Source organism: Burkholderia pyrrocinia, from assembly GCF_018417535.1.
GTDB classification, from domain to species: domain Bacteria; phylum Pseudomonadota; class Gammaproteobacteria; order Burkholderiales; family Burkholderiaceae; genus Burkholderia; species Burkholderia pyrrocinia_E.
The window spans coordinates 3,011,625-3,030,692 of sequence record NZ_CP070978.1; the positions used below are offsets into that span (position 1 = coordinate 3,011,625).

General features: G+C 69.7%; 10 protein-coding genes. 7 read left to right on the top strand and 3 right to left on the bottom strand.

Going from position 1 to position 19,068, the window contains the following annotated elements; genetic code table 11:
- Positions 1-191: 191 nt before the first annotated feature.
- Both JYG32_RS31650 and JYG32_RS31655 read left to right on the top strand, forming a co-directional pair.
- On the top strand, positions 192-902 hold the full coding sequence (locus JYG32_RS31650; RefSeq protein WP_213266228.1) for a response regulator: 711 nt from the start codon (positions 192-194) through the stop codon (positions 900-902).
- A 64-nt stretch (positions 903-966) separates the two neighbouring features.
- The gene (locus JYG32_RS31655) at positions 967-2,130 is read left to right on the top strand and encodes an ATP-binding protein (protein ID WP_213266229.1); all 1,164 of its coding nucleotides are present in this window, start codon (positions 967-969) and stop codon (positions 2,128-2,130) included.
- 39 nt (positions 2,131-2,169) lie between these two features.
- Here the strand turns inward: JYG32_RS31655 and JYG32_RS31660 are convergent, their stop codons facing one another.
- Positions 2,170-4,563: a patatin-like phospholipase family protein gene (locus JYG32_RS31660; RefSeq protein ID WP_213266230.1), complete on the bottom strand. Its 2,394-nt coding sequence runs from the start codon at positions 4,561-4,563 to the stop codon at positions 2,170-2,172.
- Positions 4,564-4,831: 268 nt separating this feature from the next.
- Between JYG32_RS31660 and JYG32_RS31665 the strand changes: the two genes are divergently transcribed.
- Together JYG32_RS31665 and JYG32_RS31670 are read left to right on the top strand one after the other, a co-directional pair.
- Positions 4,832-5,866, top strand: a complete 1,035-nt coding sequence (locus JYG32_RS31665; protein WP_174383566.1) for a rod shape-determining protein — start codon at positions 4,832-4,834, stop codon at positions 5,864-5,866.
- A gap of 247 nt (positions 5,867-6,113) precedes the next feature.
- Positions 6,114-6,773, top strand: a complete 660-nt coding sequence (locus JYG32_RS31670) for a YdcF family protein (RefSeq protein WP_213266231.1) — start codon at positions 6,114-6,116, stop codon at positions 6,771-6,773.
- Between the two features lie 50 nt (positions 6,774-6,823).
- On the opposite strand, the gene JYG32_RS31675 is transcribed toward JYG32_RS31670, so the two are convergent.
- Both JYG32_RS31675 and JYG32_RS39505 read right to left on the bottom strand, forming a co-directional pair.
- Positions 6,824-7,333 (bottom strand): hypothetical protein, encoded by a 510-nt coding sequence (locus tag JYG32_RS31675; RefSeq protein WP_213266232.1) that lies wholly within the window; start codon positions 7,331-7,333, stop codon positions 6,824-6,826.
- A gap of 38 nt (positions 7,334-7,371) precedes the next feature.
- Complete coding sequence (locus tag JYG32_RS39505) at positions 7,372-7,506, bottom strand: hypothetical protein (protein WP_283842734.1); 135 nt, start codon at positions 7,504-7,506, stop codon at positions 7,372-7,374.
- Between JYG32_RS39505 and JYG32_RS31685 the strand changes: the two genes are divergently transcribed.
- The 3 genes from JYG32_RS31685 (at position 7,505) to JYG32_RS31695 (ending at position 18,838) form a co-directional block, all read left to right on the top strand.
- The gene (locus tag JYG32_RS31685) at positions 7,505-16,099 is read left to right on the top strand and encodes an autotransporter-associated beta strand repeat-containing protein (RefSeq protein ID WP_249744795.1); all 8,595 of its coding nucleotides are present in this window, start codon (positions 7,505-7,507) and stop codon (positions 16,097-16,099) included. The genes JYG32_RS39505 and JYG32_RS31685 overlap by 2 nt on opposite strands.
- Positions 16,100-16,267: 168 nt before the next feature.
- Positions 16,268-18,490, top strand: coding sequence for an amylo-alpha-1,6-glucosidase (locus JYG32_RS31690; RefSeq protein WP_213266235.1), 2,223 nt, complete (start codon positions 16,268-16,270; stop codon positions 18,488-18,490).
- Between the two features lie 96 nt (positions 18,491-18,586).
- A complete protein-coding gene (locus JYG32_RS31695; RefSeq protein WP_034180596.1) occupies positions 18,587-18,838 on the top strand; it encodes a hypothetical protein in 252 nt (83 codons plus the stop codon).
- Positions 18,839-19,068 lie beyond the last annotated feature (230 nt).

The window sequence follows — 19,068 nt, forward strand, 5'->3', positions numbered from 1 at the left end:
GGATTCCGGCGAGCCCGTATGGAACCGTCCCGGCGACGATTCGTCAAGCGCGGCCGGCATCGCGCCCTTATTTTTGAGACTGGCAAACGGGCAATCGGCGGGCGCAGTATCATGCGGTACGTTTCGGCCGATGGCCGGCGTCCGGAATGACCGGCGCCGCCACGGCTTCCCCGATGACCCGACCGTTGCCCATGTCTTTTCGCATCCTGCTCGTCGAAGACGACACCCGCCTGTCCACGCTGATCGCCGGCTACCTGCGCAAGAACGACTATGAAGTCGACACTGTGCTGCATGGTGACGCCGCGGTGTCGGCGATCCTGTCCATTCGCCCCGATCTGGTCATTCTCGACGTGAACCTGCCGGGCAAGGACGGCTTCGAAATCTGTCGCGAGGCGCGCAAGCAGTACGACGGCGTGATCATCATGGTGACGGCGCGCGACGAGCCGTTCGACGAGTTGCTCGGCCTCGAATTCGGCGCGGACGACTACGTACACAAGCCGGTCGAGCCGCGCATCCTGCTGGCGCGGATCAAGGCGCAGTTGCGCCGCGCGCCCGCGCGCGCGCCCGCGAGCACCGCGCCGCAGCCCGAACGCTATGCGTTCGGCAAGTTCTCGATCGACCGCACCGACCGGACCGTCGTGCTGCCCGACGGCAGCACGCCCGATCTGACGTCGGCCGAATTCGACCTGCTGTGGGCGCTCGTGTGCCATGCGGGCGAGGTCGTCAGCCGCGACGACCTGATGCTGCAGTTGCGCGGCGTCGAATTCGACGGCCTCGACCGCACGATCGACGGGCGCATTTCGAAGCTGCGCCGCAAGCTGCGCGACGACGCGAGCAACCCGCAGCGGATCAAGACGATCCGCAGCAAGGGTTACCAATTCAGCAAGCACGCGTGGGAATGACGCCGCCGTCAGGCGACGCCGTCACGTTCCGCGCGGGCATTCCGCCCGCCAGCGGGGAGCCGCGATGATCCGACCAACCCGTTCGCACCCCGATGCACCGCCGCTGCCGACGCTGCGCTATGTCAGATGGCGCTGGCTGCATTTCCGTCGCGCGTGGACCGATACGCGCGCCGACCGCATTCCGAGCTGGTCGCGCCTTTACGTGCGCACCTACCTGCATCTGCTCGGCCTCGTCTTGCTGACCGCGCTCGTGCCGGCGCTCGCGCTGTGCGTCGAATTGTCGCCGCAGGTCGTGTGGCATGCGTTCGACTCGCTGCCGGGCGACATCTGGATCGTGCTCGCGTTCGTGTTCGCCGCGCCCGCGCTCGCGGCATACCGGTGGATGCGGCCGGTCTGGTCCGATCTCGTGATGGTGCGCGAACGCGCGATCGACTTCACCGGCGGACGCTTCAACACGCGCGCACGCGAATCGCACAGCGTGATCATCGGCCCGCTCGCGCGCACGCTGAACGCGCTCGCGATGCGCATGGAGCGGCTGATCGCCGCGCAGCGCGATCTCACGAACGGCATCTCGCACGAGCTGCGCACGCCGCTCGCGCGCGTACGCTTCGCGCTCGAGATGCTGCGCGAGCCCGCTTCCGCGGCCGAATACCAGGGGGCGCTCGAGAGCATCGCGCAGGACGTGACCGAGCTCGAGGAATTGATCGACATGAGCCTCACGTTCGCGCGGCTCGAATACAGCTCGCTGCAGTCGAACCTCGAGATGACCGCGCCCGTCGCGTGGTTCGAGCACCAGGTCAACGACGCGCAACTGCTGTATCCGGAGCGTGCGATCGAGTCGCGCATTGCGCTCGAATCGGACCTGCGCGTGAAGATGGACCGGCGGCTGATGTCGTACGCGATGCGCAACCTGCTGCGCAACGCGAGCAAGTATGCGCAATCGCGGATCGTCGTCGGCATCGCGATCGAGCACGGCAACATCGGGATCTTCGTCGAGGACGACGGCCCCGGCGTGCCGGAGAACGAACGCGAGCGGATCTTCGATGCGTTCGTGCGCCTCGACCGCCGCACCGGCGGCTACGGGCTCGGCCTGTCGATCACGCGGCAGGTGCTCCATGCGCACAACGGCCGGATCGCGGTCGTCGATCCGGTCGAGCTCGGCGGCGCGCGCTTCGAGATCAGCTGGCCGATCGGAACGGCGCGCGCCGCGGCCGGCCCGTCGTCCTGACGGCGGGCGCGACGGACCATTTCGCGCGCCGCGGGCGCGTCAGTACGTGCGGCCGAGCTGCAGGTAGAAGTTGCGGCGGCCGCCGGGCGCGAGCGCAACGCCGATGTAGACGGGCCCGAACGCGGTCGACAGGCTCGTGAAGAACGTATAGCTCTGCTTGAGCGCGCCGCCGCCGATCAGCTGGCCGCTCGACCAGACGTTGCCGACTTCCGCGCTGGCGCCCACCGACAGCGCCTTGACCGGCGACGCGTTGAACGTCATCAACTGATTCATGTAGGTGATCTGGCCGTACGCGAGCTCGTTGCCGTTCAACTGGTCGGCCGCGTAGGCGGACAAATGCTGGAAGCCGCCGAGCGTGAAGTTGAACGCGTTGATCAGGTTGGTGCCGCCGATGCTCTTGCCGCCTTCGATCGTCGCGCTGAAGCTGTGCCGGCCGAATTGCTGCGCGATCATCGCCTTGCCGTAGATCTCGGTGTAGGGCGCGTTGTTGATCCCGTCGTCGAACTCCTGCGCCGATCCTCCGTTGCGCGACACCAGCGAGCGTTCGACGCGCAATTCGGTGTAGTAACCCTTGCGCGGGAACATCGGATCGTCGAGCTGGTCGATGACGAGCCGCGCGCGCGCAGTCAGCGCCTGCGACGTGAAGCTTGGCCAGAGCAACTGCTGGCCGTTTGCGTCGACGTCGAGCGGCAGGTTGTAGGTCGGCGAGCCGTGTCCGGTCACGTAACCGAGGCCGATCCGGAAATCGCCGAGCCGCGCGATCGGCAGGCCGAGATCGATCCCGGCGCGCGCCGTCTGCATCAGGTACTGCGTCATCTTCACGTTGCCGGTGTCGTCGTACAGGTTCGCGTAGCGGCGCTGGTACTCGGCGTAGGGCGAGATGTAGACGCCGTACGCCATCGGCAGCGGCTGGCGCAATTCGACGCGCGCCGACTGCAGGTCGCTGCCGATCGTCGTATCCGCGCGGAACTCGAGGCCCGATTCGGTGAGCCAGGGCCGCCGGTAGCCGACATGCAGCCGGAACCCGCCCTCGTCGGTCGAACTGCTCGACATGCCCAGGCCGAACAGCAGGAAATTCGGCCCCCAGTATTTCTCCCGCGCATCGATCTCGAGCACGTTGTCGTCGCCGTGGCTCACGACCTGCTGGGTGACGCTCTCGAAATTGCCGCCCGTGGTCAGCCCGAGCAGGTCCTGGCTGACGGTCTGCGGATCGTAGAGGTCGCCGGGCTTCACGTGCAGTGCGTCGCTGACGACGCGTTTCGGCACGCCGCCGCTCGTCTTGATCTCGATGCGCGTGATCCGGACCGGCGGCGGCAGCGGCTGCGCGTGCGCGGAGCGGTAGGTGGCGTATTCCTCGGGGCTGAGCGCGTAGCGCTTCAGGCTCGGCAGCGCGGCGGTTGCCGCCGCTTCGCCGGCGGAGATGGCCTGGCGTGCGTTCTGGAAATCGGTGAAGCCGAGCGAGCCGAGCGCGGGCGTGAGCAGCACGTCGTTCGCGGTGATCTGCTGGCGCTGGGCCGACACGTTCTGGCGAATCAGGATGCCGACCATCTGCTGCATCACGTCGGCGGGCGACGCGAGCGCGTCGAGCGGGCGCAGTTGCGAGCCGATGTCGACGGCGATCACGACGTTCGCGCCCATCTGCCGCGCGGTGTCGACCGGCAGGTTGCTGACGAGGCCGCCGTCCACGAGTGCGCGCCCGTTGATCTCGGCCGGTGCGAACAGGCCCGGCATCGCCATGCTCGCGCGAATCGCGAGCGGCAGCGAGCCGCGGTCGAGCACGACCATCTGGCCGGTCTGCAGGTCGGTCGCGACCGCGCGGTACGGGATCGGCAGGCGGTCGAACGGCTGGTTGGTCGGCACGGAGGCCGTCCAGTTCGCGAGCAGCGCCTGCAGCCGGTTGCCCTGCACGAGGCCGACCGGCGCTTTCACGCCTTTCTTGCCGAAGCCGAGCGTCAGGCCGTTGATGTACAGGCGCTCGTCTTCGCGGCTGCTTTGCGGCAAGTCCGCGCGATCCGTCACGTCGAACGCGATATCCGCGAGGTTGACCTCCGACAGTCGCTTCTGCATGTCGGCGGCGGCCATCCCGCTCGCGTACAGGCCGCCGACCACGGCGCCCATGCTGGTGCCCGCGATGCAGTCGACCGGGATGCGGTTTTCCTCGAGCACCTTCAGCACGCCGAGGTGCGCGTAGCCGCGCGCGCCGCCGCCGGACAGCACGAGGCCGATCGACGGGCGGCCGGCCGGGCCGCCGTCGGCCGTGCAGTCGTGCGTGGCGGCGGTGGTAGCGGCCACCGACGTGCCGGCTGCAGCGGGGGCGGGCGCGGGTTCGGTGGCCGGCAGCGGCTGCGCGACGACCGTGCAGCACCAGAAGGCGACGAGCGTCGTGCAGAGCGGGCGCACCCGCGCCCAGCGGAAGGAAACGGTCGCTGTCATGGAGGAAATACCTGGCGTGATCGGGCGTCTGAAGCCTGCCGGGAGCAGGCAAGACCGAGAGATTACCGTGTTTTACAGGCGTAACGCGAGAGGCCGATTCGGAGTCCGACACCCTCGAAGCGGTGTTTTCGGCAATTTCGTCGCGAAATAATCATCGGATTTGGCTAAAGTATCGGAACGATTTGCCGCTAACTTCATGATGGGGCGGCAGGCGCGCCGCTGGGATGCGGCGGGGCCGTCCCGGCCCGATCGTTCAAAAAGGCTTGATATGTCGACACCGCTGTTCGGAAAGTTGTTTGCGCAACCCGTTGCGATCGACCCTGGAACGGCGAGTACGCAGATCTATACGCACGAGCGCGGCGTGGTGCTGAACCAGCCGTCGGTCGTCTGCTTCCGCAAGGCCGGCGCAACCGATGCGCGGCCGACGCTCGAGGCGGTCGGCGAGCTCGCGAAGGCGCTGCTCGGCCGCGAACCGGGGCATCTCGAAGCCGTGCGGCCGATGCGGCACGGCGTGATCGCCGACGCGCACGCGGCCGAACAGATGATCCGCAGCTTCATCGACATGTCGCGCACGCGCTCGCGCTTCGGCCGCCGCGTCGAGGTCACGCTGTGCGTGCCGTCCGATGCGACGGCCGTCGAGCGCCGCGCGATCCGCGAGGCCGCGTTTGCGGCCGGCGTGTCGGAGGTCGAACTGATCGAGGAATCGCTGGCTGCCGGGCTCGGCGCGGGCCTGCCGGTGACCGAGCCGGTCGGCTCGATGGTCGTCGACATCGGCGGCGGGACGACCGAAGTCGCGGTGATCGCGCTCGGCGGCATCGTCTACCGCGAGGCGATCCGCGTCGGCGGCAGCCAGTTCGACGCGGCGATCGTCAACCACGTCCGCAACCTGTACGGCGTGCTGCTCGGCGAGCAGACGGCCGAGCACGTGAAGAAGACGATCGGCTCGGCCACCCGTGCGGTGCCGCGTACGTCGACGCGCGCGGTCGGGCGCAGCATCGGCGACGGGCTGCCGCGCTCGGTCGAGCTGTCCAACCACGACGTCGCGGACGCGCTGGCCGCGCCGCTCAAGCAGGTGATCGGCGCGGTGAAGTCGGTGCTGGAAAACGCGCCGGCCGAGCTCGTGACCGACATCGCGAATCGCGGCATGGTGCTGACGGGCGGCGGCGCGTTGCTCGCGGATCTCGAACGCCTGCTGTACGACGAGACGGGGCTGGTCGCACGGATCGCCGACGAGCCGGCCACCTGCGCGGTGCGCGGCGCCGGCGAGGCGATGGGGCGGCTCGCGATGTGTCCGGCCGATTGATTCGGTTCGGGCCGGGCCAAGCCGGGCATCACTGCGCGCGCAGCCATTCACATTCCTTCGATCTCCGTATCGCCGGAGCGCCGGAGCGCCTTCCCGCGCAAAGCGTGTCGGTCACCTTTCCAACAGGTCGTTAACAGTCCGGTATCGGTCCGCCGCGTGGACACGCGCGAGCGAGCCATGCTAGGGTTACGCGCCCATGCGGGGCCGGGCCAGCCGATACGCCCGACGACCTGAGAGACCGAGAACCTTGAAAACCCACACCAAACGGGGCTTTGCGGCCCGAGCGGGCCGCCTGCTGGCCGTCGTCACGTGCATCTGGATCGCCGCGGCCGTCGTGCTCGTCGCGTACGGGATGCGGATGCCGAGCGAGCCGACCGACGTCGCCGTGATCTTCGGCAATGCGCTCGACGATACGGGGGCGCCGAAGCCCGTGCTCGCGGCCCGGCTCGACGTCGGCGTGCGCTGCTACCGCACGGGGCAGTGCCCGGCGTTTCTGGTCAGCGGCGCGATCGACGGCCCGGGGCTGAACGAAGCGACGGCCATGCGCGACTATCTCGTGGCGCGCGGCGTGCCGGCCGACCGGATCGCCGTCGACGACCAGGGCGACAACACGCTCGCGACCGCGCAGCATACGCTCGCGTACCTGCAGGCGCACCGCCTGTCGCGCGTGCTGATCGTCAGTCAGTACTACCACCTTGCGCGGGCGCGCCTTGCGTTCGAGCGCGTCGGCATCGCGCGGGCGAACATCTACGCCGCGTACCCGCGCCGCTTCCAGTTGCGCGATGTCTATTCGAGCTGGCGAGAAGTGCCGGCCTACGCGGTGTATGCGATGCGTCTGTGGGTGAATCCCGACGCGCGGCCGGTATCGTTCCGGCCGATGCTCTATCTGATGAGCCTGTTTTCGTAACGCGGTGCCCGGGGGGCGAATGCCCCCGGCGTCCGATCTTCTCCGTCCGTTCAGGTTTCCTGCCGTTTCACGCCGCATGCGGCGTTCTTCCTTTTCTCGCCGGCCGCACGGATCCCATTTTCGCCGGACAAGCGATAACGATTCGCGTTTCCGGTTTGATGCAAGGTGGAAATCGAAGCGATTTTGTCGAGCGCTTGAAAATCCGGTTTGTATTTGATTATTAAACGGGTGCTGATTATCTGTATCGACGATTTGTCGATATGGAAATATTGCGCTGCAAAAATAGGGTGTCTTGATTCGAGGTCGTATATCAGCGTTTCCACGGATGCGGCGACTCCGATGTTTTTGCGAAAGATCAAGGCAGGAAGGCGAAAAACATGCGGAATGCTGTCGCCAAACACGCATCGACGGGTAAAAAATACATGCTCGTCGGCCCTTGATCCGATGGGTAAATATCGGCTGGAAAATGGTGTGAGTTTGATATAGCCTTGTCTGACAAAAAGCAGGGCAGTAATCAAATCAACCAGAAAGTCGCTGCATAAAATCAGGGGCACCGTCATGTCATTCGACTAGTCACGCGTCCGCAACCCGGGGCCGATTAAAAATTCATCCATGAATAAACCGACGTCGCATCGCGACCGCCGGCGGGCACGCTTTTGACCGCGATTTTCTGCTGCATGCCGTTCGGCGTAGGCGCAATGCCAATATCAAAGAAAAAAATGAGGGAAAGCATGAACCTTGCGCGTTCGAAAAAAGCCGGCGAGCCGTTCCCGAGACTGCTGCTGCCGACGGGTGTTTTCCTGGCGCTGTCCGGCGCCGGCATCGTTCCCGCCCAGGCGACCTGCAGCTCGGCAGGCACGACGGTGACCTGTTCCGGTGTCGCGAACCCGCTGGCTCCCAGTTACTCGAACGGCGCGAACAACCTGAACGTGACGGTCAACCCCGGCGCGAGCGTCGGCGTGCTGCTCGGCGTCGGCGGCACCGCGATGTCGCTGACCGGCAACGGCGTCACGCTGACCAACAACGGCACGATCGACCCGTCCGCGCTCGGCACGGGGCTCGGCGTGCTGTCGAGCGGGACCGTGGTCGGCAACGCGTCGGCGAGCAACACGACCGTCATCAACAACGGCACGATGAACGGCTCGACGGGGGTGGCGATCAGCGGCGTGACGGGCATGGCGCTGTCGGTCCAGAACGGCACGGGCGGCACGTCGAACATCACGAACACCGGCACGATCGGCTCCAGCCCGCTGGTCGGTGCGACCCTCGTCGGCGCGGACGCGCCCGTGGTCGCCGCATACGGCGGCGGCCAGGTCAACATGAGCAACAGCGGAACGATCACCGGCCGCGTATCGTTCGGCTCGAACGGCACGCCCGGGCAGGGCAATACGTTTACCAACTCCGGTACGATCAACGGCGGCGTGTCGATGGGCGCGAACAGCACCAACACGTTCAATGCCGTGACCGGCTCGTCGGTCAACACGGCGGGCGGCACCGGCGGTGCGTTCAACATCACGGTCGGCCCGATCACGATCGGCGTGGCGGCGACGGGCGTCGTCGACGGCGGCGCGGGCGGCAACAACACGCTCGTGCTGCAGCAGGGGGCCACGACGAACGGCACGATCGCGGTCAACAACTACATCAACTTCAACCACCTCGACGTCAACGCCGGCAACTGGACCATCAACGGCGCGTCCACCGCGCAGGACGCGACGCTGAACGGCGGCGTCGCGATCGTCGGCAACAACGCGTCGCTCGGCACCGGCAACGTCACGGCGAATGGCGGCGCGCTGCAGGCGGGCGCGGCCGGACTCGACGTCGCCAACAACGTGACGCTCAACGCCGGCGGAATGACGGTGCAGGGCACCAACGGGCTCACGTTGTCGGGCACGGTGTCGGGCGGCGGCGCGCTGACCAAGAACGACGGCGGCACGCTGACGCTGTCCGGTGCGAACACGTACACGGGCGGCACGAACCTGAACGGCGGCGGTCTGGTGGTCGGCAACACGGCATCGCTCGGCACGGGCGCGCTGAACGTCAACACGAACGCGTCGCTCGACACGAGCACGAACGTGACGCTCGGCAACGCGGTCAATCTCGCCACCGGCTCGACGCTGACGATCGGCGGCAGCAACAGTCTCGGGCTGGCGGGCTCGATCAGCGGCGCCGGCGGCCTCGTGAAGAACGGCGCAGCGACGACCATGCTGACGGGCGCGAACACGTATACCGGCGACACGACGATCAACAGCGGGACGCTCGCGCTGGGCGCGGGCGGCAGTCTGGCGGCGACGGGCACGGTCAACCTGACCGGCGCGGGCGCGACGTTCGACGTGAGCGGCGCGACGGGCGCGCAGACGATCGGCTCGCTGGCCGGCGCGGCCGGCACGAACGTGAGCCTGGGCGGCAATTCGCTGACGCTCGACGGCAGCGGCAATGCGACCTATGCCGGCACGATCGGCGGCACGGGCGGCGTGACGCTGTCCGGCACCGGCACGCAAGCGCTGACCGGATCGAACACGTACACGGGCGGCACGAACCTGAACGGCGGCAACCTCGTCGTCGGCAGCAATACGTCGCTCGGCCTCGGCGCGGTGAACGTCAACGGTTCGTCGACGCTCGATGCGACCACCAACGTGTCGCTCGCGAACGGCGTCAACATCGCGACGGGCACGACGCTGACGCTCGGCGGCAGCACCAGTCTCGGCCTGGGCGGCGTGATCGCCGGCGGCGGCGGTCTCGTGAAGAACGGCGCGGCGGCGGTGACGCTGTCCGGCGCGAACACCTATACGGGCGGCACGACGCTGAATGCCGGCGGGCTCGTGCTCGGCAACGGCTCGGCGCTCGGCACCGGCGCGCTGACCGTCGGCGGCGCGGCGACGCTCGATACGACCACGAACCTGTCGGTCGGCAACGCGATCGATCTCGGTACGGGCGCCGCGCTGACGCTCGGCGGCAGCAACAACCTCGGGTTGAGCGGCGCGATTTCCGGGGCGGGCAGCCTCGTGAAGAACGGCGCGGCGACCACCACGCTGACCGGCGCGAACACCTACACCGGCGGCACGACGGTCAACGCGGGCACGCTGGCGCTCGGCGCGGGCGGCAGCCTCGCGGCAACGGGCACGGTGAATCTCGCCAACGCCGGCGCGGCGCTCGACATCAGCACGGGCGGTGCGCAGGCGATCGGCGCACTGTCGGGCGCGGCGGGTACGAGCGTGAGCCTCGGCGGCAATGCGCTGACGCTCGGCGGTACGGCGAGCGGCACCTTCAGCGGCGCGATCTCCGGCACCGGCGGCCTGACGCTGGCCGGCACCGGCACGCAGACGCTGAACGGCGCGAGCACTTACTCGGGCGGCACGAACCTGAACAGCGGCAGCGTCGTGCTCGGCAACAACGCGGCGCTCGGCACGGGCGCGCTGAACGTCGGCGGCGCGGCGACGCTCGATACGAACGCGAGCGTGACGGTCGCCAACGCCGTCAACCTCGCCGGCAGCGGCGCGACGCTGACGCTCGGCGGCAGCAATGCCCTCGCGCTGAGCGGCGGGATTTCCGGCGCGGGCGCACTCGTGAAGAACGGTGCGGCGACCACGACGCTGACGGGGGCGAACACGTACACCGGCGGTACGACGATCAACAGCGGCACACTCGCGCTGGGCGCGGGCGGCAGCTTCGCGACGACCGGCGCGGTGAACCTGGCCGGCGCGGGCGCGGCGCTCGACCTGAGCGGTGCAACGGGCGCGCAGTCTCTCGGTGCGCTGTCGGGCGTCGCGGGAACGAACGTCAACCTTGGCGGCAACGCGCTGACGCTGGGCGGCACAGCCAGCGGCGCGTTCAGCGGCCTGATCGGCGGCACGGGCAGCCTGACGCTGGCCGGCACCGGCACGCAGACGCTGAACGGTGCGAATACCTATACCGGCGGCACGAACCTGAACAGCGGCGGCCTCGTGCTCGGCAACGCCGCGGCACTCGGCACCGGCGCGCTGAACGTCGGCGGCGCGGCGACGCTCGATACGAATGCGAGCCTGACGGTCGGCAACGCGGTCAATCTCGGCACGGGTGCCGCGCTCACGCTGGGCGGCAGCAACGCGCTCGGGTTGAGCGGCGCGATCGCCGGGGCGGGCAGCCTCGTGAAGAACGGCGCGGCGACCACCACGCTGACCGGCGCGAACACCTACACCGGCGGCACGACGATCAACGCGGGCACGCTCGCGCTCGGCGCGGGCGGCAGCCTCGCGGAGACGGGTGCGGTGAACCTGGCCGGCGCGGGCGCGACGTTCAATCTGAGCGGTGCGACCGGCGCGCAGACGATCGGCGCGCTGAGCGGTGCCGCCGGCACGAACGTGAACCTGGGCGGCAACGGGCTGACGCTGAGCGGGACCGCCAGCGGCACGTTCGGCGGCGCGATCGGCGGTACCGGTGGCGTGACGCTGGCCGGCACCGGCACGCAGACGCTGACGGGCGCGAACACGTACACGGGTGGCACGACGATCGACGGCGGCAGCACGCTGGCGCTGGGTGCGGGCGGCAGCCTTGCGTCGAGCGGCGCGGTGAATCTCGCCGGCGCGGGCGCGACGTTCAACCTGGGCGGCGCATCGGGCGCGCAGACGATCGGCGCGCTGAGCGGCGCGGCCGGCACGATCGTGAGCCTGGGTGGCAACGGGCTGACGCTGAGCGGCGGCGGCAACCATGCGTTCGGCGGGACGATCGGCGGCACGGGTGGCGTCACGCTCGCCGGCGCGGGCACGCAAACGCTGACGGGCGCGAACACGTACACGGGCGGCACGACGATCGACGGCGGCAGCACGCTCGCGCTGGGTGCGGGCGGCAGCCTTGCATCGGCCGGCACGGTGAACCTGGCCGGCGCGGGCGCGACGTTCAACCTGAGCGGCGCATCGGGCGCGCAGACGATCGGCGCGCTGGCCGGCGTGGCCGGCACCAGCGTGAACCTCGGCACGAATGCGCTGACGCTGAACGGCAGCGGCAGCAGTACGTTCGGCGGGACGATCGGCGGTGCGGGCGGCGTGACGGTTGCAGGCACCGGTACGCAAACGCTGACAGGCGCGAACACGTATACCGGCGGCACGACGATCGACGGCGGCAGCACGCTGGCGCTCGGCGCGGGCGGCAGCCTCGCGTCGGGCAGCGCGGTGAACCTCGCGGGTGCGGGCGCGACGTTCGACGTGAGTGGCGCGACGGGCGCGCAGACGGTCGGTGCGCTGAGCGGCGCCGCGGGTACGAACGTGAATCTCGGCGCGAATGCGCTGACGCTGAACGGCAGCGGCAACAGTACCTTCGGCGGTGCGATCGGCGGCACCGGCGGCGTGACGCTCGCGGGCACCGGCACGCAAACGCTGACGGGCGCGAACACGTACACGGGCGGCACGACGATCGATGGCGGCAGCACGCTGGCGCTGGGTGCGGGCGGCAGCCTCGCAGCAAGCGGCGCGGTGAATCTCGCCGGCGCGGGAGCAACGTTCAATCTGGGCGGCGCGTCGGGCGCGCAGACGATCGGTACGCTGAACGGCGCGGCCGGTACGAACGTGAACCTGGGTGCCAACGCGCTGACGCTGTCCGGCAGCGGCGGGACTTTCGGCGGCGCGATCGGCGGCACCGGCGGCGTGACGTTCGCGGGCGCCGGCACGCAAACGCTGACGGGTGCGAATTCGTATACCGGCGGCACGACGATCGACGGCGGCAGTACGCTCGCGCTGGGTGCGGGCGGCAGCCTCGCGTCGGGCAGCGCGGTGAATCTCGCCGGCGCGGGCGCGACGTTCAATTTGAGCGGTGCGACAGGCACGCAGACGATCGGCACGCTGTCGGGCGCGGCCGGCACCGCCGTGAACCTCGGCACGAACGCGCTGACGCTGAACGGCAGCGGCAACAGTACGTTCGGCGGCGCGATTGGCGGCACCGGCGGTCTGACGCTGGCCGGTACGGGCACACAGACGCTGACGGGGGCGAACACGTACACCGGCGGCACGACGATCGACGGCGGCAGCACACTCGCGCTGGGTGCGGGCGGTAGCCTCGCGGCGAGCGGCGCGGTGAACCTGGCCGGCGCGGGCGCGACGTTCAACCTGAGCGGCGCATCGGGCGCGCAGACGATCGGCGCGCTGACCGGCGTGGCCGGCACGAACGTGAACCTGGGCGCCAACGCATTGACGCTGAGCGGCAACGGCGCCAGCACGTTCGGCGGTGCGATCGACGGCACCGGCGGCCTGACGCTGGCCGGCACCGGCACGCAAACGCTGACGGGCGCAAACACCTATACCGGCGGCACAACGATCAACGGCGGCGGCACGCTCGCGCTGGGTGCGGGCGGCAGCCTTGCATCGACCGGCGCGGTGAATCTCGCCGGCGCGGGCGCGACGTTCAACCTGAGCGGCGCATCGGGTGCGCAGACGATCGGCACGCTGGCCGGCGTGGCCGGCACCGCCGTGAACCTCGGCACGAACGCGCTGACGCTGAACGGGAGCGGCGCCGGTACGTTCGGCGGGACGATCGGCGGCGCGGGCAGCGTCACGCTCGCGGGCACGGGCACGCAGACGCTGACGGGCGCGAACACGTACACCGGTGGCACGACGATCAACGGCGGCAGCACGCTCGCGCTCGGCGCGGGCGGCAGCCTCGCGTCGGGCAGCGCGGTGAATCTGGCCGGCACGGGCGCGACGTTCAATCTGAGCGGCGCGACAGGCGCGCAGACGATCGGCACGCTGACCGGCGGGGCGGGCACCAACGTGAACCTGGGCGCGAATGCGCTGACGCTGAACGGCACCGGCAGCAGTACGTTCGGCGGTGCGATCGGCGGCACCGGCGGCGTGACGCTCGCGGGCACCGGCACGCAAACGCTGACGGGCGCGAACACGTACATCGGCGGCACGACGATCAACGGCGGCGGCACGCTGGCGCTGGGCGCGGGCGGCAGCCTCGCATCGACCGGCGCGGTGAACCTGGCCGGCACGGGTGCGACCTTCGACGTGAGTGGCGCGTCGAGCACGCAGACGGTTGGCACGCTGAGCGGCGCCGCGGGCACGAACGTGAATCTCGGCACGAATGCGCTGACGCTGAACGGCAACGGCGCCGGCACGTTCGGCGGGACGATCGGCGGTGCGGGCGGCGTGACGGTTGCCGGTACCGGCACGCAGACACTGACGGGCGCGAACACGTATACCGGCGGTACGACGATCAACGGCGGCAGTACGCTCGCGCTGGGCTCGGGCGGCAGTCTTGCGTCGACGGGCGCGGTGAATCTCGCCGGCGCGGGTGCGACGTTCGACGTGAGCGGCGCGACGGGCGCACAGACGGTTGGTGCGCTGTCCGGCGGTGCCGGCACCAGCGTGAGTCTCGGCGCGACCGCGCTGACGCTGAACGGCGGCGGCACCGCATTCGGCGGCACGGTCGGCGGCTCGGGCGGCGTCACGGTGGCGAGCGGCACGCAGGTGCTGACCGGCAGCAACACGTACACGGGCGGCACCACGATCGCGGCCGGCGGCACGCTGCAACTCGGCAACGGCGGCACGTCGGGCAGCATTGCCGGCAACGTCGTCGACAACGGCGCGCTGGTCTTCAATCAGTCCGGCAACGTGACGGTTGCAAGCGTGCTGTCCGGCACGGGGGCGCTGACGCAGGCCGGCAGCGGGCAACTGACGCTGACGGGCACGAACACGCTGAGCGGCCCGACCACGGTCAGCGCGGGCACGCTCGCCGTCAACGGTTCGCTCGGCCAGTCGGCCGTGACCGTGCAGAACGGTGCGACGCTGACCGGCACCGGCACGGTCGGCGGCCTCGTGGTGCAGGGCGGCGCGACGGCGGCCGCATCGCAGCCGGGCGCGGCGCTGAACGTGGCCGGCAACGTCACGTTCCAGCCCGGTTCGACGTTCCAGGTCGCGGCCACGCCGCAGCAAAGCGGCAGCGTCGCCGCGGGCGGCACGGCGACGCTGAACGGCGGCACCGTGCAGGTGCTCGCGAACCAGAGCGGCTACCAGCCGAGCACGACCTACACGATCCTCACTGCAGCGTCGGGCGTGCAGGGTGCGTTCAGCCAGGTGAATGCGAACTACGCGTTCCTGAATCCGACGCTCAGCTACGATCCGGATCACGTGTACCTGCGACTGGTCGAGAACGGCACCTCGCTGCCCGACGTCGCGACGACGCCGAACCAGCGCTCGGTCGCGACCGCGCTCGGCGGGCTCGGCGCCGGCAACCCGCTGTACGACGCGGTGCTGACGACCGACGTGGGCACCGCGCGACGCGCGTACGGGCTGCTCGACGGCGAACTGCAGGCGAGCCTGAAGAGCATGCTGCTGCTCGACAGCCGTTATGTGCGCGATGCGGTGACCGATCGCGTTCGCCAGGGCCTCGCGCCCGGATCGGGCCCGCTCGCGGCGCTGTCGTCGGGCGGCGCCGCGCTGTGCGGCGACAACACGGCCGGCGCGGTCGACCCGACGCTGCCGCCGGAACGCCGGATCGGTTCGCGCGAGGGCTGCTACGGTGGCACGCCTTACCAGCCGGTCGTCTGGGGGCAGGCGTTCGGCGGCCGCAGCCGGCTTGCCGGTGACGGCAACGCGTCGACGATCAACCGCAGCATGACGGGTTTCATCGCCGGTGCCGACATGGCGCTCAACGACAAGTGGCGCGCGGGCCTGGCAGCGGGCGTCACGCACAGCTCGCTCGACAACGACCAGAGTTCGTCCGCGTCGGTGAACAGCTACTACCTGTCGCTGTACGGCGGCGCGCAGTACGGTGCGCTCGGCGTGCGCGGCGGCGCGTCGTACACGTGGTACCGGATCAACAGCGACCGTTATCCGGGCTTCGCGGGCTTCTCCGATCACGACTCGGCCGGCTATAACGCGAATTCGGCGCAGGTGTTCGGCGAAGTCGGCTACGCGCTGCCGGTCGGGCCCGTCGCGATCGAACCGTTCGCGGGCCTCGCGTACGTGAACCTGCATACCGACGGCTATACGGAAAGCGGCGGCGCGGCAGCGTTGCGAGCCGGCGGCGAGACGACCCACGTCGGCTTCTCGACGCTCGGCCTGCGCGCGGCGTCGCAGCTCGGCTCGATCGGGAGCGGCACGTTCACCGCGCGGGGGACGGTCGGCTGGCGCCATGCGTTCGGCAACGTGCGGCCGTCGTCGGCGTTCACGTTCGCGAACGGCGGCACGTCGTTCCAGGTATCGGGCGTGCCGATTGCGCGCGACAGCGCGGTGCTCGAAGCCGGCATCGACGCGAACATCACGAAGCGCCTGACGCTCGGCCTCACGTACAGCGGCCAGTACGGCAGCGGCGTGCGCGACAACGCGGTGCTCGGCAACATCTTGTGGAAGTTCTGACCGGCGCGTAACACGCGCGCATCGGCGCCGGCCCGCGATGCCATGCGGCGACGGAAACGTCGCCTGGCATCGCGGCCGTTTCGACGCTGCGCGTGCCCCCCGTTCTGGCCTATCCTGTGCGAAACACGCGATGCGCGCCGCGCGTTGCGCCCCGACACAGGAGCATCGATGCCGAATCACGCCGAAGCCACGACGACGCAGGCGCCGCAAGTCGCGCCTGCTGCCCCGACCCCAGCGCCGGGCCCCGCATTCATCGCGCCCGAGGCCGATCCGCAGGCGCTCGCGCGCAACAACCAGTACGTGCTGAAATCCGGCGACGCATTCGTGGTCGGCGACGCGCTCGGCGACATCGGCGGTCACGACGACGGCCTGTTCGTCGACGACATGCGCGTGTTGTCGAAATGGCGCCTGACGTTCGGCGGCCGCGCGCCGTCGCTGCTGTCGGGCGCGACGAGCGCCGACAACGCATCGTTCACCGCGCACCTGACGAACCGCCCGTTGCCGCCGCTCGGCGGCCGCGAGACGCCCGAGGGCGTGATCCATATCGAGCGGATGCGCGTGCTAGCGGGCGACGTGCTTTACGAGGCGCTGACGCTCACGAACTACGGCGCGAGCGAAGCCGAAGTGCCGCTGTCGCTGTCGTTCGCGGCCGATTTCAAGGACATGTTCGAGGTGCGCGGCACGCAGCGCCCGAAGCGCGGCACCGTGGGGGCGCCGCGCGTCGACGCGGGCGCGGTGCGGCTGCGCTACGACGGCCTCGACGGCGTCGAGCGCAACGTGACCGTGCATTTCTCGCCGGCGCCCGATGCGCTGTCGGTCGATCGTGCCGACTACACGCTGACGATCGCCGCGCAGGCGTGCGTGTCGATCTACCTGACCGTCGACGCGACGCTCGGCCCGGCGCACAGCGAAGCGCCCGGGTGCGGCCGCGTCGCGCTGCGCACCGCGCTCGTCGGCGTGCATCGCGAGATGCGCGCGCGGCGCGAGTCGATGGCGCGCGTGAACACCGGCAATCCGCTGTTCGACGCCTGGCTCGACCGTTCGCTCGCGGATCTCGGGCTGCTTACGACGCAGCTCGACACGGGGCCGTACCCGTATGCGGGCATTCCGTGGTTCTCGACGCCGTTCGGCCGCGACGCGGTGATCACGTCGCTGCAGATGCTGTGGCTGCAGCCGTCGCTCGCACGCGGCGTGCTGCGTTTCCTGGCCGAGCACCAGGCGCGCGAGACGTCCGCGTTCCGCGACGCGGAGCCCGGCAAAATCATGCACGAATTCCGCCGCAGCGAGATGGCCGCGACGGGCGAGGTGCCGTTTGCGCTGTACTACGGCGGCGTCGACACGACTCCGCTGTTCATCGTGCTGGCCGGCGCGTACGTCGAACGCACCGGCGACGATGCGCTGATCGACGAGCTGTGGCCCGCACTCGAACGCGCCGCGCAATGGGTGATCGACAAGTGCGACCGCAATCCTTATGGACTGCTCGATTACCAGCGCACGTCGGAGCGCGGCCTCGCGAACCAGGGCTGGAAGGACAGCCACGACTCGGTGTTCCATGCGGACGGCCGCTTCCCGGACGGGCCGATCGCGCTCGTCGAAGTGCAGGCCTATGCGTGCGCGGCGTTCGATGCGATGTCGGCATGCTCGCACCGGCGCGGCCATGCGGCCGACGCCACGCGCTACGCGCTGCGCGCGAAGACGCTGCGCGAGCAGGTCGACGCGCTGTTCTGGATGCCGGAAGGCGATTTCTACGGGATCGCACTCGACGGTCATGGCGACCTGTGCCGCGTGTTCGCATCGAACGCGGGCCACCTGCTCGCGTTCGGGCTGCCCGACGCCGAGCGCGGCGCGGCGGTCGCCGGCGTGCTCGGCTCGACGCTGTTCCAGACGGGCTGGGGCATCCGCACGCTCGCGGCCGGCCAGCCGCGCTTCAACCCGATGGCGTATCACAACGGTTCGGTGTGGCCGCACGACAATGCGCTCATCGCCCGCGGCCTCGCGCGCTACGGAGACAAGACGGCCGCGGTGAACCTGTTGCGCGCGCTGTTCGAGGCGGCGGTGAGCTTCGAGATGCGCTTGCCGGAGCTGTTCTGCGGGTTCCCGCGCCGGCGCGGCGAACCGCCGACCGCGTATCCGGTCGCGTGCCTGCCGCAGGCGTGGGCGGCCGGTGCGCCGTTCATGATGCTGCAGGCGTGCCTCGGCGTGAGCATCGATGCGTCGCGCCACGAGGTGCGCGTCGAGCGCCCGACGCTGCCGGAAGGCGTCGACTGGTTGCGGATCGACGCGCTGCGCGTCGGCGACGAAACCGTGTCGCTGACGTTCCGCCGCGTCGACGGCCAGGTCGTCGCGTCGGCGGAGCAGCCGGGCCGCGTGAAGGTGATCGCGGTGCTGTAATGCGGCGACGTGCGAACGTTGCGCGATGTCGCGGCACGTTCGCGCGCAGCGGCATAGAATCGTGACATGACCCCTGAACGATGGCGGAGGTAGACGATGACGACCGACAACCGGCCCGACGACGGCGAGCAGAAGCTCGAGAATCTGGAAGCGGCGGTCGACCACCTGCACAAGTCGATCGAATCGCAGAGCATCGCGGTCGGCGCGGCGAAGGGCATCCTGTTCAGCCTGATCGAAACGCTCGGCGCACTGATCGGCGATCCCGACCTGCCCGAGCATGCGCGCTCGGGTTACGAGGCGCTGCGCGACAAGGCGAGCGAATTGCGCGGCGGGCTCGACCGGCATTGACGGACGGGCAGCGCCGGCGCTGCCCGATCTTGCAGACGAAACACAAACCCCCGTGCGCTCAATGAGTTAGGCGGCCGATGCGCAGGATATCCACAAGCTTGCCAACAAATTCTGTGGAGAACCGGCCGGCCTCCGGCCGGGTGCGCAGCGCGTGCCCGCTGAGCGGTTCGAATGCCTTTCCGGTGCCACACCGTTGACCGGTCAAGGTCTGCGTATCGAATCCCCTTATG